Raw genomic sequence first — 21754 nt, 5'->3', positions numbered from 1 at the left:
AAACACTTAAGCAAAAAAGTCAAGGCCCCCTATAGTTTTAGGGCAGCCCCATGACGCAGAATTTTATCTACTTCAGGATAATAAGTTCCATCACGATCGTGCAGCACGAGACCTGCCAAAAGTTGCGGTGGACCTTTAGCGCCATTTCGTCCTTGAATAATAAATCGTTTAGCGGGTTCTCCCCTCTTTGACCAAAGAGGGAATATTTTAATATCGCCCACCTTACCGTCGAGGGTCTTTAAAATCTCAACTATTCCCTCAGTTCGATAAATGAGGGTGATTGTACCTTTTGGACGCACATGCTTAATACAAAAACTCACCCAACGTTGGAGATCCCCTTTTTCAATCATGCGCCCAAGTTTTTTAGATGAAAGAGAGGAAACTGTGGTTTTTTCACTTTCAAAAAAAGGGGGATTACTCAACACATGGTTAAATTGAAGGCCTTTAATTTGATCTATTTTTTCAAAAATATCCGCCTTGATTATCGTGAATGTTTGGTCCAGGTTATTCTGCTCAGTGTTTTGTAGAGCAAGGGTTGCTAAATTTTCTTGAACTTCTACCCCTACTCCCTTGATGCTGTTATCTCGCGCTGCTAAGCACAAAAGCGCCGTACCAACACCTGTACCCACGTCCAAAACGTGTTCTCCTTGCTTGATGGGAATAGAAGCGGCCAAAAACACAGGGTCGTTTCCCGCTCTATAGCCTTTCAAAGGCTGCGTTAACTGTAATCGTCCTCCTAAAAGAGCATCTGTTGTTGTATCATGCATGTTCATTTAGAATAAAATATGTTAATAAACTCTCGCTTTAATTGTTCCCGCTATTGTGGCAGTGTTTTATAAAACATGAAAGGCATTCGTTAATGACAGCGCTTTCTCAAATATATGAGAAGTCTAATATAGGCTCTGATTTATTAAAACCCTTACAAACTCTTGTCTCTTCAGATCTAGAGCGTGTAAACGCAATTATTTTAGATCGTCTAAAAAGTCCAATTGATCTTATTCCCACCTTAGCAAGACATCTTATTGCAGCAGGGGGAAAGCGCATGCGTCCCATGTTAACACTTGCCTGCTCTGCGTTAGTTGAGCATAACAGCGATCGTCCGATAAGATTAGCTGCTGCCATAGAATTTATTCATGCAGCTACATTGCTTCACGATGATGTTGTCGATGAGAGTGAATTGCGCCGGGGTGTCCCCACAGCAAATTCTGTTTGGGGAAATCAAGCCAGTATTCTGGTAGGCGATTTCTTGTTTTCAAGAGCCTTTGAACTGATGGTTGAAGATGGCTCCCTCGATGTTCTCAGAATTCTTTCAAGTGCCTCCAGTAAAATTGCCGAAGGTGAAGTGATGCAGCTTGTCTCATCAAAAGATGTTACAACATCACAAAATACTTACTTAGAGATTGCAACTTATAAGACAGCTACCTTATTTGAAGCCGCTTGCCAAGTTGGTGCCGTTCTGGATGGACCCAACTTAGAGAATGAACGTGCTTTAGCGAGCTTTGGACGCAATTTAGGACTAGCCTTTCAATTGGTCGATGATGTTCTGGATTACCAAGCTTCTTCGGAAATGATTGGAAAAAATGTTGGCGATGATTTTAAAGAAGGGAAAATTACCCTTCCCGTTATTCTGGCTTATAAAAAAGCAAATGAAGATGAAAAAAAATTCTGGCAACGCACATTGGGAACAAAACAACAAAATGCAAAAGATTTTGGTCAAGCATTGGCCTATTTAAACAAACATCGCGCTCTCGATGAAACGTTAACACATGCACAAACATACATTCATTATGCTCAAGAAAGCCTAATAAAATTTAAGCCTTCGCCTTATTTATCCGCTCTCTTTGATCTTTGTGAATTTTGCTTAAAGCGTGCTTTTTAACTCATTAATCCTGCATAAAAGATAATAAAAGCAACACCCGACATCGGGAAAAACCAATAGCTTTTATTCAAGACATAAGGAAGACACGTCAAAGGAAAAACAGAAATTATCGTCGTTAAAAACTTAAGTTCAAATGTTTGTTCATCAAACAAGTCTAGAACAAGTTCCATAACCCCCGTCAACACAACAACTGCAATAATACATAAAAATCCAGCTAAAAACCTTTGAGAAAACTTAATCTTATCTTCATGGTAATTCACATGTTTGCATATATTCAAAGGGATTCCATTTGGACTTCTGCAGAATTGAAAGAGTTCTTTTAAGATAAAAAGAGAGGCTAAACCCAATCCTGCGATCCAATTCACAAAATAGCCAATCAGCAATCCTAAAATGATGGCAAGAACTTTGCCAACTCCTTCACTAAAGCTGTTGATATATTTGTATTGATTCATAAAGAATCTCATTATTTACACCTTTTAGTATAGACTGAAGATGATTAAATAGAGATTAACATAGGACGATTTGCAAGATTAACTTATCGTACGGTTAATCTTCTTCAGAAAGGCACATGAGTGTTGTATTACCTCCCTGAGCCGTAATGTTGTTTGAGACTGCTTGTTCGGTCATAAAACGATGAAGATAATACGGGCCGCCAGCCTTGGGACCCGTGCCTGACAATCCCCGTCCTCCAAATGGCTGAACACCTACCACGGCACCAATAATATTGCGATTTATATAAAGGTTGCCGACAGCTAACTCTCGACTAACCGTTTCAATGCGACTTTCAAGACGGGTGTGCAGCCCTCCCGTTAAGCCAAATCCCATATGATTAATTGATTCAATCAGCGCTGGTAAATCTTTGTTTTTATAACGTAAAACATGCAAGATGGGCCCAAACACTTCTCTGGTCAACAATGAAAGACTCGGTATTTCATAGGCGACAGGCGCTATAAAAGTACCTTTTTTCTTCAAAGCCGGATCCATGGGCACTTGAGAGATTAAGGTCGCTTTCTGTTCAAGCAATTTCACATGTTCTAAAAGATTACTTAAAGCCTCATTATCAATGACCGGACCGATATCAGTTGAGAGCTGTCCCGGGTCTCCAACAGTAAGTTCATCCATAGCCCCCTTCAATAACGCGATGACATGAGGTGCTATTTCTTCTTGAAGCAACAATATTCTCAAAGCTGAACAACGTTGACCTGCACTCTGAAAAGCCGAGCTCAATGCATCTTTAACAACTTGTTCTGGCAATGCTGAAGAATCAGCTATCATAACGTTCTGTCCACCCGTCTCTGCAATCAAAGGAACAATAGGGCCCTTTTTTTCAGCCAACGTCTGATTAATGCGCCACGCAGTCTCGACAGAACCGGTGAACACCACACCCGCAACACGCGGATCACTCACTAAAGCCGCTCCGACGCGACCATCTCCTAATAAGAGGTGTAAAACATCTTTAGGAATACCCGCTTCATGGAGCAATTTTACAGCCATGTATGCTATCATCGGTGTTTGTTCGGCTGGTTTAGCGATAACAGTATTGCCTGTGACAAGGGCAGCGGCAACCTGTCCTGTAAAAATCGCAAGAGGGAAATTCCACGGGCTAATGCAAACAAAAACACCTCGTCCTCGTAACTTGAGTGAATTTTCTTCACCCGTAGGACCTGAAAAAACCTGAGGTTTTTCAAGGTTTTTAATGGCTTCATGAGCGTAATAACGACAAAAATCAACAGCCTCACGAATTTCCGCTACACCATCAGCAATTGTTTTTCCTGCTTCTTTTACACACAAAGAAATAAAGACTTCTTTATTTTTTTCACAAAGATCAGCAAATTTAAGCAAAGCCTCAGCGCGCTCTTTTACCGGTGTCTTCTCCCATCGATTCCAAGCAGCCTCTGCTATCCTTAAGGCAGCTTGGACATCTTGAGCATCTGCATCCATCACTTTCCCAAGACGTAAAGAATGATCTTGAGGAGAAGTGACGATACGAATTATTTGCGCATCTTCTTTACTAGGCACGCCATTAATTAAAGAAACAGCATTCCAGGTTGATGTTCTGTCTATCTCTTTTAAAATCGGAGCAACATCAGAACTTGAAGATAAATCGACACCCATAGAATTTTGTCTTTGAGCCCCATAAATATCTTTTGGCAAAGAAATAGAAGGATGACGTATAGATTGAAGATTCTGTGTTTTCTTAATGGGGTCTTCAAGTAGCCGCTCTAAAGGAATCGCTGGATTAACAATATTATTCACGAAAGAGCTATTCGCTCCATTCTCAAGCAAGCGCCGGACAAGATAGGGTAAAAGCTCTTTATAACTCCCCACAGGTCCATAAATACGACACTTTAAATTTTGATGATCTTCCATAACTTGTTGATAGAGAGCTTCTCCCATCCCGTACAGACGCTGGAATTCATAGTGTTTCCCTGCTCCTAGTTCAAGAACTGAGGCGACAGTCAAGGCATTGTGCGTGGCAAATTGAGGATAAAAAGCCTTTGTATTGTTCAACAATTTTCCGGCACATACCATATAAGACAAATCGGTTGAAGACTTGCGCGTATAAACTGGATAATCTTTCAATCCTATTTCTTGGCACCATTTAATTTCACTGTCCCAATAAGCTCCTTTAACCAAGCGCACAGGAAAGCGTTGTTTCGTTTCATGGGAGAGTTCAGCAAGCCAATCAATTACAAAGGGAGCACGCTTTTGATATGCTTGAACAGCAAGACCTATTCCGTCCCATCCTTTAAAGGAAGGATGACGTACTACTTTTTCAAAAATCTCCAGAGAAAGCGTTAAGCGATCAGCCTCTTCCGCATCCAATGTGACTGAAACGTTCGCTGTTCGCGCTGCTCTTATCAACTCAATCACAGTGCTGGTTAATTCTTTTAGGACACGTTCAGATTTTGGCACTTCATAACGCGGATGAAGCGCAGAAAGCTTAATAGAGAGACTTATAGAATCAGGATTAGATCGAAAAGTAGGAGATAAACTGACTGCTTCAATAGCGCCAAAATAAGCTGCAAAATATCGATCCACATCCTGGGATGTAAGCGCCGCTTCTCCTAACATATCAAAGGAATAATAAAAGAGTTTATCCTTCTGAACCTGCTTAAGACTTTCTTGGATTGTCTCTCCCACCACAAATTTATTGGCGAGTAACTTAATCGACTGCATAGTCGCTAAATGCACTACCGGCTGAGATGTTTTAGCAATAAGTGCTTTTGCTTTATCTCCCCAACTTTGAGGCTCTTTTGCTGCATCAATCAAATTTTGCAACACTGTTAAAGCCTGAGTCGATAGATTGACTAAATTTGAGGCACTGCCTCCCTTATGTTTTTTAAAATCTCCTTGACGTAACTTATCCTGAATCAATTGATTCATTGTCTCACGATCAGGAATACGCAAAAGAGCTTCCGCAAGACACATCAGTAACAGCCCTTCGTTACTAGACAAGTCGTATTTTTGCATAAAAGCATCAATAAGCGTCGCCGGTTTTTTATTACTTTTTCGCAATGACTTCACAATATTTTCAGCACTTTTGTAAACTTTTTCACGCTGATGTTCATCGAGCAAAGAATTAGATAAAAGACCAGTTATTGCGTCGTCTTCTGCAAGACGATAAGATTCTTCCAATCGTTGCCAGATTTTCTTATCAAGTGCTTTGAAAGCCATTCGTACCCCTTAAATTCTTTATGGTTTTCTTTCTTGTGTCTTTTTTCTACACTGGCCTTCTAAAATTTACAAAAGTTAAATATTGATGGCACAAAGGTTTACTAACACGCTTGGGTTTAAGGAAATTATCATTCAAGACTTGTCCGAAGCTCTGGCTGTTTTGACAAAAATAAAAGATTGCAACCCCCTAATTCAACTAACCACCGATGAGGAAGCTGTTGGATATGCTGGCGTACTATATTTCCAAAATATTGAGAAAACCTTAAAAAAAGAAGGTCTTTTGCAGCCGCTTATCTACGATTGTGGATCTTTAACAGGGTTTGCATTGGAAGCTTTATATCAACGATGTAGAATCATTGGTTTTGAGGGGTCACCCCAAGCAACCCAAAAACTCAAATCCATTGCTAATCAATTGGAAAGTCGTATTCTCACGCCGTCAGAACGTCCAACCCGTAAATTTGTTGTCCGTCACCACGCGCGTCTTGAAAAAGATCTCTTAGATTTTATTGCTTTGTAAAGTGGTCAATCATCCTGCATTGATTGAATAAGTTTTTCCACATTGTAATGCATCATATCCAAATAATTTGCAGCAGGGCCATCGGCGTCAGACAAAGCATCTGAATATAAAATATTTTCTGAGATATCGATTTGCGTTTCTTCAGCAATTTGTTCCATCAACTTACGATCTGAAATATTCTCAATAAACACCGCTCGAATATCTTCAGATCGAATCTGCTCAATCAAATGGGAGACATCATGAGCTGAAGCTTTTGATTCTGTGCTTACACCTACAGGCGCTAAAAACTTAATACCGTAAGCTTCTCCAAAATAGCCGAAAGCGTCATGGGCTGTAATTACCTTACGTTTGTTTAAAGGAATTTGATTCACCTCTTTATGAATCCAGGTTTCTAGATCTGAAAGCTTTTTCAAGTAATTTTTTAAACGTCCTTCGTAATATTTCTTATTTGAAGGATCAATTTTTTCAAGGCCTTTTGCAACGTTTTGCGCATAAGTTTTATAAAATTCCACACAATGCCAAGCATGGGGATCTGTAATAGTTCGATTATCTTTTTTATCAGAAACATTGCGTGGTTTGATGCCTTCTGTTGCTACGACTACGACTCCCTTATAGTCTGAAGCTTCCATAAGACGGATTAGCCATCCTTCAAAATTCAATCCGTTTAAAAATACAATATCCGCTTCAACGACTGTTTTATTTGTAACTGGCGTAGGCTGAAAAACGTGAGCATCTCCATTGGGGCCAACCAAAGATTTTACTTTGACGTTCTTTCCACCAATTTCACTCACAAGATCCCCAAGAATACTAAAACTTGCGACAGCGTTTATTGTTGAATTTCTTTCAACCGCCTTCAGAGATGACAGACTTAAAAAAACAATCAGGAGACTAGAAAATAATTTGATCATCGAGGATGAAGCACAGCTTGTCTTAAACTACCATAATAACCGAAACATAGGGAAACAATGTAAAACCCCCCTGCGACCAATGATATTGCTGGCCCCGATGGCCACACGTAATGATAAGAAAATATTAAACCAATATACCCCGATAAAAGAGCGATCCCACTAGCAATTAAAAACAAACTCCAAACCTCACGCGCCCAAAATCTTGCCGCAATAGCCGGCAACATAATCATACCTAAAGACATTAGAGTGCCCAACGCCTGAAAAGCGGCAACAAGATTCAACACCACTAAAATCATAAAAATAACGTGATAAATACTGCCTTTGCCACCAATTGTCCGCATAAATAAAGGATCAAAACATTCGATAATAAGAGGACGATAGATAATAGCTAAAACAATAAGTGTCGTCGTTGAAATACCAGCAATCATCAAAAGGGAAGCTTTATTGACGCTTAGAATATCTCCAAAGAGAATATGAATTAAGTCAACGGAGTTGCCTTTAAGAGAAACCATGACTGCCCCAAACGCCAAAGCTATCAAATAAAAACCAACGAAACTGGCGTCTTCACGAAGATGGGTAAAACGTGTCACAAGAGTAGCAAGAAAGGCAACAATAAGTCCTGCTAAAATCCCTCCTGCCCCCATAATCGCTAGAGAAAGCCCAGCAAAAATATATCCCATAGCCACGCCAGGCAAAATCGCATGGGAAAGAGCATCGCCTAAAAGGCTCATTCGACGAAGAACCAAAAGTACTCCGATCGGGGCACATCCACAAGCAAGAGAAAGACTCGCTACAAGCGCACGCTTTAAAAAAACAAATTCAAAAAAGGGAGCAATCAGCAAATCAAACATGATTATTCTCTTGTGTGTTCTCATCTTGATCTGCAAAAGCATCCCATCGGCGGGCCATGTGATTAGCTTTCGCTAAGCTTTCCAACGTAACAACCTCTTTCGTTTTTCCCCAAGAAATGATGCGTCTCGCTAACAAAATTGTTTCCTGAAAGTGCGTGCGTACGACATCAAGATCATGACTCACCACAATCAATGTCTTTCCAGCCTTGTTCCACTCACCTAAAATTCGTAAAAGATCATCCATCGTATAGGAATCAATCCCCGTAAAAGGCTCATCCAACATAATCACGGATGCTTTTTGTAAGCTCACACGCGCAAAAAGCATTCTCTGAAATTGACCTCCTGAAAGAGTATGGAGAGCTCGATCTCCATAGTCACCTAAACCCATTTTATCAAGGGCATCACTTACCTGAGCCTGTAATTCGTTAGAAATACTCTTAAAAAATCCCACACTAGGACAATGTCCGAGGGCCACAACATCTCTAACTGTCAAAGGAAAACTTCGATCTACTTCAGACAGTTGAGGTAAAAAAGCAATATCCCGACGTTGAATTCCATGATATTTAATGCTGCCTTTTTTTAGCCTGATAAGCCCCATAATTACCTTTAAAAGCGTACTCTTTCCTCCTCCATTGGGTCCCAAGAGAGAGTAACTTCCTCCTCTTAATAAATCCCCATTAATGTTTTCAAGAGCAAGATGATTTTTATAGGCAACAGAAACGTTTTTGAAGGATATGACAGGCGAAGAAACATTTTTTTTCAGGGTTGAAACCATTGTGATGTCCTTAATAAGCCCACCAAACACCAAGCCATAGAAGTGTAATCGCTAAACCCACAGCTAATATCCGAGCTCGAACACTCCACAACAATGGGGACATAATCTAATACCCTTAAGTTTTAATGTTATTATGAAGGGCTTTGGTCAAGTGTCAATGGAGAGCGCTTCTTTCTCACTTTTAATTTTTCCTTGGGACATTTTTTACGCGTATTTTTCTTCGACTTACGCGTATTCTCTTCTAATTTTATTCTTTCTATAACTTTCTGAATATATAGTTTGCGTCTTTGACTTTTTTCCTCACAAACAACAAAAGGCTCTGTGCGACACGCTTGAGCTTTCCCTTCTATAGTCAATAAGAGACTCAGAAGTATCAGTAAGCAATAATACTGCATGCATTCCTCTAAAGAGTTAAAAATTTGTTTTTACTGTATTTCAGGAAAAAATAAAAGAGCATCAACTGATTAAATAGTTTACTGCACTCTCAAGATCGTCAGCAATATAAAGAGGCTGCAAAGATTGAGGAAGATTTTTTTCCATCTTTTGTCCATGCCCTGTTCTAACGAGAATAGAATGACAACCTGCCCTTTGAGCCGCCTCTAAATCCTTTATATCATCACCAATTATTATTGTGTCTTCTGGGGAAATTTGAAAATTCTCCATGGCTTCCTTGAGCATATGAGGATTAGGTTTACGTCTAGACTCTGGCGTGAATTCAGAATCGACAGCATACAAGATATCATCTACATAGGCTGCCTTCTCTTCCAAGCACATTTTAAAATGATCATGAATATTCTTTAATTGTTCTTCGCTAATTAAGCCTTTTCCAACACACCCTTGATTAGTAACCACCACAACGATGACTTTAAGATCATTCAGCTTTTTAATAGCTTCTGGAACACCTGGATACATTTCAAATTGAGACTTATTCAATACATAATAGTGGCTGTTATCATTAATAACGCCATCACGGTCAATGAGAATCAGCTTGTAATGTTTCATCAGGTGCTCCACATTTCTTTAAATTAACTTATTGCCATTAGGCACAGATAAATCGGGCTTTATAAGACAGATATCTCCGTTCTGATCAGCAAATCCCAGCAATAAAAATTCGGACATAAAGCCCGCAATATTGCGCGGGCCAAGATTAATACAACCAGCAACTTGGCATCCTATTAGTGTTTCAGGCGTATAGTGAACGGTCACTTGAGCAGACGTTTGCTTAACGCCGATGTCAGGGCCAAAATCCACCCACACTTTATAGGCTGGTTTATTCGCTCTGGGAAAAGGTTCGACTTTAACGATCGTTCCCGAACGAATTTCAACTTTAGCAAAATCTTCATAGGTAATTATATGCATCTTAGGTTCCTTAATGAATCGATTAAAATAAAAAATAATGGCCAGATAATGGTCATTCCTAAGACGCTACTGCTTATAGAGAAAGCAAGGATTTGCAGAACATTTCAAATTTAAAGTCATAATATTTAATATAAAGCGCGTTTTCAGTTTGTCAAATCTTAAGCCTCTGAATTATCAGCAAGGTTGCCATTTTGCGATAGAATAATGTTAAGCAACAGGATGATTCGTAAACAAATAGACTTTCTTATTATTTTTTATCATACGAAACTGAGGAAACATCTCTTGAAATGTTTTTTGTTGCTCATGAAAGACATAGACCCAGAGTGATGAGAAATCAGTTTTGTTTTTAAATTCTTCTAGGGTTATAAAAAGTCCATCTACATGCTTCTCGCGTTTGGCAAATAGTAAGTCGTTGCTTTGAGAATCAATAATTTTAACAGCGCGATTTAAATAAAACCTCAAAGACGACATTTTTTCATAGTCACGAAAAAAATAAACTTGGTCGGCTTCCTTAGGAAGAACCAACGCCATCTTTTTACTCGTTATTTTATCTTCATAATGAGGCACAATGAATGCAGCAGATGTTATTGTAATAATTATCAATCCTGAGGCAAAAAGATTCACCCATCTTTTAGAAGCACAATAAACCCCTATCATCATGGCAACAGGCGGCATCATAGTCACGATATAATAATTTGCTTTCGCACGCGAAAGCGTAAAAAAGACAAAAAATACCCCCGCCCACACCATAAAAAAGTGCCCACTGATTTTTTCTTGTCTGTCCTCAATCCTTTGAAACTTCATGAAAAATATCAGAATTGTCCAGGGTACAAAATAAAGAAGCAATCGTGGGATGTAATAGTAAAAAGAACCACGGTAATAATCTCTCGGTTCACGCAAATCAAGAAACCTTAAAATATGTTCGTTGATAACATAAAAATTAAAAAACTCTGGTTCCTTTGACATCGCCAAGACATGCCAGGGCAAGGCGATAAGAAAAAAGAGAGCAATTCCCCGAATATCAAAAAACGCTTTCGCCATAGACATGGGACATTTCTCTATTATCCAGAAAAGTCCGATAACACCCCCCCCGAGAATCAAAGCGATAAACCCCTTTGTTAAAAGGGCAAGAGCTAAGAATAAATAAAAAAGACGAAGATATGTTTTGGTTTCTTTCATCCACCATATCAAGAAACACAAAAGTGCTACCGTCAGCCACAGCGTTAATAAAACATCGAAATAAACCATCCGTGAAAAAATTAATAACCCCACGGATGAGCTCAGAATAAAAGCACCTTGAATGGCTTTTTCTTTCAAGCCCAATTCAAGAAGCCCCCAATATACAATTGTAACGCAACCAACGCCTGCAAGCGCTGGGATAAAACGTGCGGTAATTTCACTTACCCCTGCAACTTTATAGGTTAAAGCCACCATCCAGTACAAAAGAGGAGGTTTTTCCAGATAAAGACCTCCATTTAAATGAGGTAAAATATAGTCTCCCCCATCCAACATTTCTCGGGCAATTTGGGCATATAACCCATCGTTATTGTCTAAAAGAGGATAAGCTCCTAATCCATAAAAGAAAACAAAGAGGGTATACAACATAAGCCCGAGTAGAGCGATGTAAGACTTTCCAAAGTATTTGATACTTGCACCCATGATTTTGTCCTGGTTTTATGGTACACATCTTTAACATGTTTGCGATCTTGGAGCAAAGCGAACCAACATCATGTCCCAACCAGTCCTAATCATCGGTGGACCTTCTGCAAGTGGAAAATCTGCTCTCGCCATGGATTTGGCCGAGTCCCTTAAAGGCGTAATTATCAATGCGGACAGCCTGCAAATCTACAAAGGCCTCCCTATTTTAACTGCCCAACCAACTCTAGAAGATCAAAGAAAAATCCCCCATCGTTTATACAGCAGCCTTTCCCCCTTCGAACAATGCACTGCAGCAATTTGGCGAGATTTAGTTCGGCAAGAAATTGATCTTGTGCATGCTACTAAAGCACTTCCTATCGTTGTCGGAGGAACAGGTCTCTACCTCAAAGCCTTAACTGATGGCCTCTCATTTATCCCGCCTATTCCAGACTTTATTCGAGAGGAATCGCGTCGCATCCAAAAAGATAACCTTCATCAACTCTGGGAGGATCTTGAACACTTAGATCCTGACTCTTTAATAAAACTTCATCCCAAAGATCAGCAACGCATCGCCAGAGCCTGGGAAGTTTTAAAAGCCACAGGAAAACCTCTTCGTTATTGGCAAAAGAAAAAATCACCTGTGAATCAAGACTATAAAATGCTGCCCATTGTAGTTTTGCCTCCGCGTAAAGAAGTTTACAATAAATCTGAAAAACGTTTTGATGAGATGCTTACTTTAGGGGTCATGGACGAAATAGCCACGTTTGCTTCTGCCTACCCCTTAAGAGATTTACCTCTTTCTAAAGCTTTAGGGGCTCTTCATCTGTTAGATGCTCTCGAAGGCAAGAGTTCCCTTGAAGAAGCTGTTATTTTATCTAAAACAGCCACTCGACACTACATTAAGAGACAATATACTTGGTTTCGTCATCAATTTTCAGCCTTGATCAGCCTTGAGACTTATTCTACGCAAGAGGCTAGGCAGCAGGTCAAAAAAGTATTAAAAGAACTTTAGTTATTGAAGAGAAATGAGTAAACTCTGCTCATTCTCTAGTTTTGGTGTTTGATCAATTGATTATGATAAAGTGAGATTCCATGTTTGGTAAGTTACTTAGAATGTTGTCGTCTGATATGGCGATCGATCTTGGCACAGCAAATACGCTTGTTTATGTAAAAGGGCAAGGCATTGTCTTGAACGAGCCTTCCGTGGTGGCAATCACAGATTTTAAAGGCAAAAAGCAAGTGTTAGCCGTTGGCGATGAAGCAAAACAAATGGTGGGAAAGACTCCTGGCAATATCCAAGCCATTCGTCCCTTGCGTGAAGGCGTTATCGCCGATTTCGAAATCGCAGAAGAAATGATCAAACACTTTATTCATAAGGTTCATAATCGCCGCAGCTTCGTCAGCCCTCAAGTGATCGTGTGCGTGCCTTCTGGTGCAACAGCTGTTGAAAAGCGTGCTATCCAAGAGTCAGCTGAAAGTGCTGGTGCTGGTCGTGTTTATTTGATTGAAGAGCCAATGGCAGCAGCGATTGGTGCAGGCCTTCCTGTTACGAGTCCCACGGGATCTATGGTTGTTGATATCGGGGGCGGCACAACGGAAGTGGCAGTCTTATCTTTAGGAGGTATTGTTTATTCTCGTTCCGTACGTATTGGTGGTGACAATATGGATGAGGCAATCATTAGTTACATTCGCCGTCATCACAATCTTCTGATTGGCGAGAGTACCGCTGAACGCATTAAAAAGGAAATCGGATCCGCTGTTGCTCCCGAAAAGGGTACGGGCAGAACAATGCATATCAAAGGCCGCGATTTGCTCAATGGAATTCCAAAAGAAATTATCATCAATGAAAAGCAAGTTGTTGAAAGCTTAACCGAACCTGTCTCAGGAATCGTTGAAGCCGTAAAGGTTGCCTTGGAAAATACAGCTCCTGAATTGTCAGCCGACATCGTTGATAAAGGTATTGTCCTTACAGGTGGTGGAGCACTTCTTTCTAATATGGACACAGTTTTAAGACAATCCACAGGTCTTCCCGTTTCTGTGGCTGATGATCCCCTTTCATGTGTTGTTAACGGTACCGGTCAAGCCCTTGAGCATATGTCTACTTTAAAGAGTGTGCTAATTAGCATGTATTAACCCAACTGGGGAATGGGGAGAGATAGCCGTGTTATCAAGGCCCAATCAAAATATTTTTAAACGCGGTTATCTCACGTCCCTTTCATTTTTCTTTATCTTTCGTCTATCATTTTTTATGGGTCTTGCGCTCTTCTGCTTTATATCGAGTGTTTTACAAAAACCTTTCATCGAAAAAATTCGTCAAAACCTTTTGGATGTTTCGACAGAAGTCGTGATTGTGAGTGCAAAACCTCTCGAATACATCAATCTCATGTGGCAAGGTTGGACCTCATACTTACAGCTTCACAAGAAATATGAAGATCTTACGGGACGCATTTCTGAACTAGAACATTGGGAACAAATTGCTCATCAATTCAACACTGAAAATAGTCGATTACGTTTGCTTTTAAACATGGTGCCTCAACCACAAGTTGAATTTACAACAGTAAGGGCCTATGACAATCCTTCTCAAACGACAAGTCGTAGCCTACTTATTAATGGTGGAAGCTTACATGGTATTAAGAAAAATCAAGTTGTTGTTGCGCATACGCAAATAATTGGTCGTGTTATTGAAGTCGGCTATCGCTCATCGCGCGTTTTATTATTGATTGATAATACGTCGCGTATACCTGTCGAATCTGAAACATCGCATGTTCAAGGAATTTTAACGGGTAATCATACTCCCTTCTTGGATCTTGTTTTTGCCCATGGTGAAGGACAACTTAACCCCGGTGAGTTATTATTTACATCAGGCAAAGGGGGCGTTTTCCCAGCGGGTTATAAGGTTGGCGTCATTCAAAATATGGAGGGCGACAAAATCAAAGTTCTTTCAGGCGTTGACTGGAAATCTTTAGACTTTGTGCAGGTTCTCACTTCATCAGTGATTGATGACTTAAATGAAGAAAATGATGCGCAAGAAGAGGCTGCTCAATGAACCCCATAAATATGTTAAAAGCAGCACATGTAAGTAATTTTTGGCGCTTGTTTGAAAGCATTTTACCCTCTCTCAGCTTGGTGATTATGTCGATCATATCGCTGGTCTTTTTAGCACCTTTAAGCCCCCTTATTCCTGATTTTACTTATATTCTTCTTTTTTATTGGGGCATTCATATGCCTGGCGCAGTTCCTTTAAGTATTTTATTTATCCTTGGGCTTTTTCAAGATTCCCTTGGAGGGTTCTATCTTGGAACACACCCTCTCATTAATATTGCCACCTGGTTATTGCTCTTGAATGAACGCCGCTATCTCTACAGTCAGAATTTCTACCAATTTTGGGCGATGTTTGCTGTTTTAGTTTTTATTCAGGGCTTCCTGAAGATTGTTGTTGCTTACTTTTCTCAGAATGCTTCCTATGACTTTACCATCCTCTTTTTACAGGTCATCATTACCATTGCAACCGCTCCACTTGTGTTTCTTAGCTGCAACGCCATTAGTAGAAAATTTAAATAAACCATGGAAGATAGGAGTGATCTTAAAAAAATATTTACCCGCCGATCTTTCATTCTCGCGGGGGGAAAATCTGTCCTCGCATCAGCCCTCATTTCGAGATTATATTATCTTGGTATTGTTGAATCTAACCATTATCAAACCTTAGCTAATGGCAACCGCATTCGATTAGAAGTCCTCTTACCCCAAAGAGGTAAAATTCTTGATCGTTATGGCAATGTCATGGCCACAACTTCTTCAAGTTATCATCTACAGATTTTACCCGAAGCAACCAAAGATGAAATTGCGATTCTGGAGAATCTCGCCAAGATTATCGACCTAGAGCCTCAACGTCTCGAGCAAGTATTAAAAGATATTAAGCGTCGTCCTAAATTTATGCCTTGTACAGTTATTGATGGTCTCACGTGGGACCAAGTCTGTGAAGTTGAAGTCCATATGCCTGACTTACCCGGATTACAAATAAAGCAGGGACTTTGCAGGACTTATCCTGATGGGGATAAAACACCTCATTTTATTGGGTATGTACAAATCCCCTCCGAGAATGATCGTAATAATGAGGATTCGCCCCTGTATCGAGCGCCTAACTTTAGACTGGGCAAAGGCGGAGTCGAAAAACAGTATAATGACGTACTCTGTGGAAAGCCCGGCTATCGTGAAATTGAGGTCAATGCGTATGGCAAAGAAGTACGACAACTCTCAACGTATAACAGCATTTCTGGACAGGATGTTCATCTAACCATCGATGCAGATCTCCAACACTATTGCCAAGAGCGCATTAGCGGCGAACATGAAGGGGGCTCGGCAGTCGTTATGGATATCAAAAATGGCGATGTTCTAGCCCTTGCTTCAGTTCCAACCTTTGATCCTAATTTGTTCGTTAATGGGATTAAAAAAGATGATTGGATGGGACTGATCAAAAACCCCTATGGTATTTTAAACAATAAGGCGGTGAATGGTTTGTATTCGCCCGGCTCAAATTTTAAAATGATGTTTGCCGCTGCTGTTCTCGAAAGCGAGAATCTTCCTCATAACTTTGAAACTTACTGCCATGGTCATGTGGAAATTGGCAACCATCGCTTTCACTGTTGGAAAGATGAAGGTCATGGACATGTCCATTTTGAGCGTGCCCTACAAGTTTCTTGTGACGTTTATTTTTATCAGCTTGCTTGCTTGGTAAAGATGGAACATGTCACAGCGGTGGCGAAGCGTTTTGGTTTTGGTCAACCGACTGGTCTTGAACTCCCTCAGGAAAAGGTCGGCCTCGTTCCCTCAAAATCATGGAAAAAAGCACACACGGGAACAGCGTGGCATAAAGGGGACACCGTTCTTCTCAGCATCGGTCAAGGATCAATCCTTGTCACGCCCATACAGCTTAATCTCATGATTGCTCGATTGGCCGCTAATAACTTGGCTATTAAACCAAGGCTTATCAGAGGTATCGATCACCAACTGTTGCCTGTGCCAAACTTTAACACACAAAAAATGGCCCTTGATCCAAAGCATATGGCGCGCATTAAAAAAGGTTTATTTGACGCCGTTAATTCTCCCGGAGGAACAGCCTATGCCTCTCGCATTACCAAAGAAGGTCAGGAGATGGGCGGCAAAACCTCAACCACGCAAGTACGTCGTATCACCATGCAAGAACGATTAACCCATGTCCCATCTCACAATGAATTACCATGGCAAGAAAGAAATCACGCCATGTTCTGTGGATTTGCTCCTTTGGATGATCCTCGTTATGCTGTCTCTGTTGTGATTGAGCATGGCGGTGGAGGGGGTAAAGTTGCAGCACCTATTGCTCGTGATATTATGTTAAAAACGTTTGAGCGGAGAGCTTAAAAGATGCAGCTAGTTTTATCTTTTTTTCAGCGTTTGAGTAAGATTAATTGGTTCATCTTGATCATCTTATCGCTTATTGCGTCCATTGGTCTTGTCACGCTTTATTCAGCCGCTGACGGCCATTTCTCCCCCTGGGCCAGCAAACAACTTTTACGTTTTATTGCGGGGTTAGGGGTGCTGGTTGTGCTAGGCGTTGTTGATATTCGATTTTGGTTAGCACAGTCCTATACCCTTTATTTTATATCCCTTTTCCTTCTCATCGTCGTTGAGCTCATGGGGCATGTGGGAAAAGGGGGCCAACGCTGGATTGACCTCTATATCTTTACACTTCAGCCTTCAGAGATCATGAAAATAAGTTTGCTCATGGCCCTTGCTCGCTATTTTCATAATAGTCAGCCCGATGATATGAAACGCCTGCTCTTTCTCATCCCCCCTGCGCTCATGATCTTGGTCCCAGCGGTTTTAGTGCTGCGCCAGCCCGATTTAGGGACCATGATTCTTCTCGTTGCTGCAGGCTTTAGCATCTTCTTTGTTGCAGGCCTCAGACTTTGGATTATGGTGACGGGAGGCATTCTTGGTCTCAGTGCTCTCCCGATTATGTGGAATTTCCTTCATGATTACCAAAAAGACCGGGTTCTGACGTTTCTTGATCCGGAACGAGACCCCTTAAAAACAGGCTACCACATCCTTCAATCAAAGATTGCTTTAGGCTCTGGAGGCTTCTTGGGCAAAGGTTTTCGAGAAGGCAGTCAAAGTCACCTTAACTTTTTGCCGGAAAAACAGACGGACTTTATTTTTGCGATGTTTTGTGAAGAATTCGGTGTTTTAGGCGGCAGTTTTCTTTTAAGCCTTTATATTATCTTGATTATTTATGGTTATAACGTGAGCTTAAAGAGCCACAGCCCCTATGGGCGCTTTTTAGGGTTAGGACTGACCACCCTCTTCTTCCTCTATGCTTTCGTCAATACTGCCATGGTGACCGGCCTTCTGCCCGTGGTGGGTATCCCTCTTCCCCTTGTTTCCTATGGGGGCACAGCGATGATTACCCTAATGATGGGGTTGGGTCTTTTGATGTCTATTGAGATTCATCGACATGTGCGGGTCAGCCGAACCTCAAAATAATTGATAAAAAATGTCGACAGTGGGCTCAAGCTTTGGTAAAGAACTCGTAATTCCCCCCAATGGGGCGCTTAGCTCAGATGGTAGAGCAGCTGACTCTTAATCAGCGGGTCACAGGTTCGATTCCTGTAGCGCCCACCAATAAATACGGTGGTTTCCACGATTTTCAAGATCCTGTAAAATTTTTCCGGAAGCAATACGGAAGCAAACGAAGTAGATTCAGATATAGAAGTTGGCTAAGAGTACATAGTAATTCCAAGCTTTCTCTCCAGCTCCACAACACTCGCGCTTCTTTTCTCAGCATCCATCTGGTTCACATTATGGAGTTTCCATTTGACGGCAGGGAGATCTTTGGCATGAGTGATAGGAAAGAGATCCCATTGAGGATCCCCTTGTTCAAAGGATATCAGGAAGTCTTTATCCTGAGGACTCAGCGCTTTATTAAGCATCTCTATTAGCCTCACCCGGGCTTGTTCAAGTTGCACATAGGTAATAGGCTCATCAGTCATGCTTTCAAACTCACTTTCATAGATGGCCTGTTGATCTAAAAGAGACGGTTGTAGAATTTCATGGATGGGTCGGCTGGTACTCAACAGATAAACAAGAAAGGCGTTCTTGAGTTTCTCTGTAAGCGCGAACTTCTCAAAGAAACAAAGAACATCAAAGAGGTCCCGAGGATGTTGTCGATCAAGAGATGCACAGAATTTACCGGCGTAGAGATCTTCAAAGCTGAGGCCTTGAACTGTGATTTCCTTTTTGTAAAGAGTTCTAGCCTTTTCACAAATCTCTAAAGGGATAGGATCAAAGACAGCGCCTCTGATCACCAGGTTGAGTTCAATTTTTATGCTGATATCATTTTGCTTTACCAGGATCTGTTTTGGAAGACGATCTTGGGTATATTTCGTCTCTACCTTCAGATTAGGATATGAACTCAGTCTTTCCGCGATTTCTGTCATCACATCATGCATGGCTTTTAAGGAATCCTCACGAGGAAGGATTTTCAGATAAGCCAAATCAATATCCACTGAGAGTCGTGGCATATCCAATAAAAACAAATTGATGGCTGTACCACCCTTAAGGGCAATGTCAGGTGATCGCATGACATCACTCAGAACAGTGAGCAATAAATCAACTTGCTTAGAATAGTGGGGTTTCATCATTCTTCTTTAAATCCTTAGGCAGGGTTATCCTATACTTTGCATTAAAAGTCCCTCCTTTAAAGAGGGAGAGCTTTCCTTTTCCCAAATCTATTTTGCTCATATCAAGTTTATGTATCCAGGGATGATTATAGTATTCTCCTAAAACAAGGAAGAGCCTTTTCCCCTTGTAAGAGGTACAGTTCTTCAGAAGTTCCTGCACGAGATCCGAGCGCAACCAGCTCAGGTGCTCCATGATGTTGGATGCCTCACTAAAGGAAAAGTACTCAGGAGTGAAACAGAGCATTTCAAGGATCGCTCGTTCTGCTGAAGAAACTTTGATCTTAAATTCCTCTACAGTTTCTTCCTCAACCCCAACATCACTTCCTACAACGTTTGTTCGTATGTAGTGAAGAGGCTTTCCCCAATCATGGTCTGTAAACCACTTTTCTATAGCCATATGTGGCCTTACAAAAAGATAGAGCGGAGCATTCTCCATTCTTACGTAATGGCCTTCTCCTTTCCTCTCAAGAGCTGAGCGTCCACCCACATGGATATCTTTATGAAGTTGGTATTGAAGAGCATGGAGACCTCCTTCCCATGTAACGCGATCGTTAGGCCGGATAGTAGCTCCATTTCCAAAAGGTAGTATCCATCCGGATTTCTTATAACTCCTCCTAAGATCATAGCCTACCCCTTGTTCTACAAGCCATTTAGCAGTAGCGACCGCATTCTTAGGCCAAACTTGCAAAAGGGAGTTTATTTTAGACATCACAACCTATCTTTTAATCTATTTATAATTACTAATACTAACAAATTTAATTTAAGACCACCACATATAAGTTTATTAATATCATCTAAAATGGTTCTATAATCTATTTTTAAATATAAAAGATAACTATTGATCTGTTAAAAACTACCTTCAGAAATGAAACATCGTTGTTAAAATCCTTATCTTTCAAGGCTTTATAAATGTTGGGGCGAAACAAGTTGAGAAACAAAAGATCGAAAAAAGATTAAATACGCTAACTCTTAATCAGCGGGTCACAGGTTCGATTCCTGTAGCGCCCACCAAGGTAGATGGTGGGTTCTCTTTAATTTCAAAGGCTTCTTCAAGAATCACGTCATCAGGTGAGATGAATTAAGACATATCAGAAAAGGTTAAAAGCTGAGTATTGGGCGCTTTGTCTCTACTCCATAAGTCTTTTTCCGAACTTTTCATGTCCATGCTATCAACATATCATTAAAACGTGTCGAAAAAATATGAGAAAATCGACATGTCAGGATCATGTGTCGATTGGGTAAACATGTAGGATTGAGGAAGAATATAGCTACTTTCTTAATATGTCCAATAATCCAAGATTAAGGTAAACCATCTCTTTCCCAATTTTTGTGCCTTTAATTAAACCAAGTTCTTCAATTCTTTTTAGATACTCTGACGCGGTTTGTCTCCCAACAATCTCTGCATCTGTAAGAGACAAAATACGGCAATAAGGCTTAGAAAATAACACCTCTATAAGATCTTTTGAGTATATCTTAGGATGCTTTTCCTTAATAATCTTAGTAAAGTTATTCATAAGATTAACAATATCATCTATCTTTTTCATAGTCTGACATGCCGTATGTTCCACTGCATCAAGCATATAAAGGATCCAATTACTCCAATCGTTCTTTTCTGTAACGTTTCTTAGTCCTTCATAATAACCTTTTCTATGTTTAATAAAGTACCTACTCAGGAAGAGCACTGGAGTATCAAGAAGGTTTTGGTGAACCAGATAAAGAATATTGATAATTCTTCCAACACGCCCATTACCATCAGAAAAGGGATGTATCGCTTCAAATTGATAGTGAATAATTGCTAATTTAATAAGCGGGTCAATGTCATCATTGCTGTGAATAAATTTCTCTAAATTAAAAAGCTTTGTACGGATTACATCTTCTCCTTCAGGAGGAGTATAAATAACTTTATCTTGAGAGTTAGCGATTTTTGTTCCCGGAATACGGCGTACGCTCGCATTATTTTTTTTTATTATTTGTACAAGTTCAATAAATAAATTGGTGGATAAATCACGCTTTCGTAGGTACTCGATACCGTGCCATAAGGCTTGCCGATAACACTCCACTTCTTTTGTGCTTGGATCGGCGTTCTTTTCGCCTAAAAGAGAAGCCTGATATAATTTATCATGTGTTGTAAAAATGTTTTCGATTTCAGAGCTGTCTTTCGCTTCAATAAGCGTTAAAGTATCAATCAAAATATTTTGATTGGGAATGATAGAACCTTTACTCTTTAACTCTGCCAAAGCCTTATTTGCCTTAATAGCTTTTTTTAATATAGCCTTGGTTTCCACCTCGCATTCTGGAGGAAGTAAGGGAAGATCATTATGAGGATTATCTTTATTAAAAACCATATGTCCTTCTCTAAATTTATTTTTAGAGTATCACAATGAACTAGGCCCCTCAAAGGGCTTCAATTTTTTTATAAAAGGTACCCATAACA

At 40.3% G+C, this 21754-nt stretch carries 20 protein-coding genes and 2 tRNA genes; 10 read left to right on the top strand and 12 right to left on the bottom strand.

Translation table 11 applies throughout. The annotated features are described in order from the left end of the window. Nucleotides 1–29: 29 nt before the first annotated feature. A complete protein-coding gene (locus tag GQ61_RS06955) occupies nt 30–767 on the bottom strand; it encodes a tRNA1(Val) (adenine(37)-N6)-methyltransferase (RefSeq protein ID WP_198157302.1) in 738 nt (245 codons plus the stop codon). Nucleotides 768–859: 92 nt separating this feature from the next. Between GQ61_RS06955 and GQ61_RS06950 the strand changes: the two genes are divergently transcribed. Next, nucleotides 860–1879: a polyprenyl synthetase family protein gene (locus GQ61_RS06950; RefSeq protein WP_085784633.1), complete on the top strand. Its 1020-nt coding sequence runs from the start codon at nt 860–862 to the stop codon at nt 1877–1879. Here the strand turns inward: GQ61_RS06950 and GQ61_RS06945 are convergent. Together GQ61_RS06945 and putA are read right to left on the bottom strand one after the other, a co-directional pair. Beyond that, nucleotides 1876–2331, bottom strand: a complete 456-nt coding sequence (locus tag GQ61_RS06945; protein WP_085784632.1) for a hypothetical protein — start codon at nt 2329–2331, stop codon at nt 1876–1878. The two genes, GQ61_RS06950 and GQ61_RS06945, sit on opposite strands and share 4 nt — an antisense overlap. 94 nt (nt 2332–2425) lie before the next feature. Further along, a complete protein-coding gene (putA, locus tag GQ61_RS06940) occupies nt 2426–5557 on the bottom strand; it encodes a bifunctional proline dehydrogenase/L-glutamate gamma-semialdehyde dehydrogenase PutA (protein ID WP_085784631.1) in 3132 nt (1043 codons plus the stop codon). An 85-nt stretch (nt 5558–5642) separates the two neighbouring features. Here putA and GQ61_RS06935 point away from each other — a divergent pair, with 85 nt between their 5' ends. Beyond that, nucleotides 5643–6074, top strand: coding sequence for a hypothetical protein (locus tag GQ61_RS06935; protein ID WP_085784630.1), 432 nt, complete (start codon nt 5643–5645; stop codon nt 6072–6074). A gap of 5 nt (nt 6075–6079) precedes the next feature. On the opposite strand, the gene GQ61_RS06930 is transcribed toward GQ61_RS06935, so the two are convergent. The 6 genes from GQ61_RS06930 to GQ61_RS06900 all read right to left on the bottom strand — a co-directional run bounded on the left by GQ61_RS06930 (nt 6080) and on the right by GQ61_RS06900 (nt 11626). Next, a complete protein-coding gene (locus tag GQ61_RS06930; protein ID WP_085784629.1) occupies nt 6080–6982 on the bottom strand; it encodes a metal ABC transporter solute-binding protein, Zn/Mn family in 903 nt (300 codons plus the stop codon). Next, a complete protein-coding gene (locus tag GQ61_RS06925) occupies nt 6979–7839 on the bottom strand; it encodes a metal ABC transporter permease (protein ID WP_085785080.1) in 861 nt (286 codons plus the stop codon). Before GQ61_RS06925 ends, GQ61_RS06930 begins: the two co-directional genes overlap by 4 nt. Beyond that, a complete protein-coding gene (locus tag GQ61_RS06920; RefSeq protein ID WP_085784628.1) occupies nt 7826–8608 on the bottom strand; it encodes a metal ABC transporter ATP-binding protein in 783 nt (260 codons plus the stop codon). The genes GQ61_RS06925 and GQ61_RS06920 overlap by 14 nt, the downstream gene beginning before the upstream one ends. A 456-nt stretch (nt 8609–9064) precedes the next feature. Then, the gene (locus GQ61_RS06910) at nt 9065–9610 is read right to left on the bottom strand and encodes a D-glycero-alpha-D-manno-heptose-1,7-bisphosphate 7-phosphatase (protein WP_085784626.1); all 546 of its coding nucleotides are present in this window, start codon (nt 9608–9610) and stop codon (nt 9065–9067) included. 18 nt (nt 9611–9628) lie between these two features. Continuing rightward, nucleotides 9629–9967: a tRNA-binding protein gene (locus GQ61_RS06905; RefSeq protein WP_085784625.1), complete on the bottom strand. Its 339-nt coding sequence runs from the start codon at nt 9965–9967 to the stop codon at nt 9629–9631. A gap of 207 nt (nt 9968–10174) precedes the next feature. After that, nucleotides 10175–11626 (bottom strand): ArnT family glycosyltransferase, encoded by a 1452-nt coding sequence (locus GQ61_RS06900; RefSeq protein WP_085784624.1) that lies wholly within the window; start codon nt 11624–11626, stop codon nt 10175–10177. Nucleotides 11627–11696: 70 nt separating this feature from the next. Here GQ61_RS06900 and miaA point away from each other — a divergent pair, with 70 nt between their 5' ends. The 7 genes from miaA (at nt 11697) to GQ61_RS06865 (ending at nt 18262) form a co-directional block, all read left to right on the top strand. Beyond that, a complete protein-coding gene (gene miaA, locus GQ61_RS06895; protein WP_085784623.1) occupies nt 11697–12617 on the top strand; it encodes a tRNA (adenosine(37)-N6)-dimethylallyltransferase MiaA in 921 nt (306 codons plus the stop codon). 80 nt (nt 12618–12697) lie between these two features. Then, nucleotides 12698–13738, top strand: coding sequence for a rod shape-determining protein (locus GQ61_RS06890; protein ID WP_085784622.1), 1041 nt, complete (start codon nt 12698–12700; stop codon nt 13736–13738). A 28-nt stretch (nt 13739–13766) separates the two neighbouring features. Further along, nucleotides 13767–14651 (top strand): rod shape-determining protein MreC, encoded by an 885-nt coding sequence (gene mreC / locus GQ61_RS06885; protein WP_085784621.1) that lies wholly within the window; start codon nt 13767–13769, stop codon nt 14649–14651. Continuing rightward, a complete protein-coding gene (gene mreD / locus GQ61_RS06880; RefSeq protein ID WP_085784620.1) occupies nt 14648–15166 on the top strand; it encodes a rod shape-determining protein MreD in 519 nt (172 codons plus the stop codon). Before mreC ends, mreD begins: the two co-directional genes overlap by 4 nt. 3 nt (nt 15167–15169) lie before the next feature. Then, nucleotides 15170–17002, top strand: a complete 1833-nt coding sequence (gene mrdA / locus GQ61_RS06875) for a penicillin-binding protein 2 (RefSeq protein ID WP_085784619.1) — start codon at nt 15170–15172, stop codon at nt 17000–17002. Between the two features lie 3 nt (nt 17003–17005). Next, a complete protein-coding gene (gene rodA, locus GQ61_RS06870) occupies nt 17006–18124 on the top strand; it encodes a rod shape-determining protein RodA (protein WP_085784618.1) in 1119 nt (372 codons plus the stop codon). 62 nt (nt 18125–18186) lie between these two features. Then, nucleotides 18187–18262: transfer RNA gene (locus tag GQ61_RS06865), tRNA-Lys, on the top strand. Between the two features lie 95 nt (nt 18263–18357). Here the strand turns inward: GQ61_RS06865 and GQ61_RS06860 are convergent. Together GQ61_RS06860 and GQ61_RS06855 are read right to left on the bottom strand one after the other, a co-directional pair. Beyond that, a complete protein-coding gene (locus GQ61_RS06860) occupies nt 18358–19281 on the bottom strand; it encodes a nucleotidyl transferase AbiEii/AbiGii toxin family protein (protein WP_085784617.1) in 924 nt (307 codons plus the stop codon). After that, nucleotides 19259–20029: a type IV toxin-antitoxin system AbiEi family antitoxin gene (locus GQ61_RS06855; protein ID WP_085784616.1), complete on the bottom strand. Its 771-nt coding sequence runs from the start codon at nt 20027–20029 to the stop codon at nt 19259–19261. The genes GQ61_RS06860 and GQ61_RS06855 overlap by 23 nt, the downstream gene beginning before the upstream one ends. A gap of 206 nt (nt 20030–20235) precedes the next feature. Between GQ61_RS06855 and GQ61_RS09195 the strand changes: the two genes are divergently transcribed. Then, a tRNA-Lys gene (locus tag GQ61_RS09195) sits at nt 20236–20331 on the top strand. Nucleotides 20332–20588: 257 nt separating this feature from the next. Here the strand turns inward: GQ61_RS09195 and GQ61_RS06850 are convergent. Continuing rightward, a complete protein-coding gene (locus tag GQ61_RS06850; RefSeq protein ID WP_085784615.1) occupies nt 20589–21665 on the bottom strand; it encodes a Fic family protein in 1077 nt (358 codons plus the stop codon). Nucleotides 21666–21754 lie beyond the last annotated feature (89 nt).

Origin of the sequence: Candidatus Nucleicultrix amoebiphila FS5 (assembly GCF_002117145.1) — a bacterium.
In the GTDB taxonomy this organism is placed as follows: Bacteria; Pseudomonadota; Alphaproteobacteria; order Caedimonadales; family Nucleicultricaceae; genus Nucleicultrix; species Nucleicultrix amoebiphila.
Note: the sequence above shows the minus strand (reverse complement) of the source record. Positions and strands in the feature narration are given on the sequence as shown.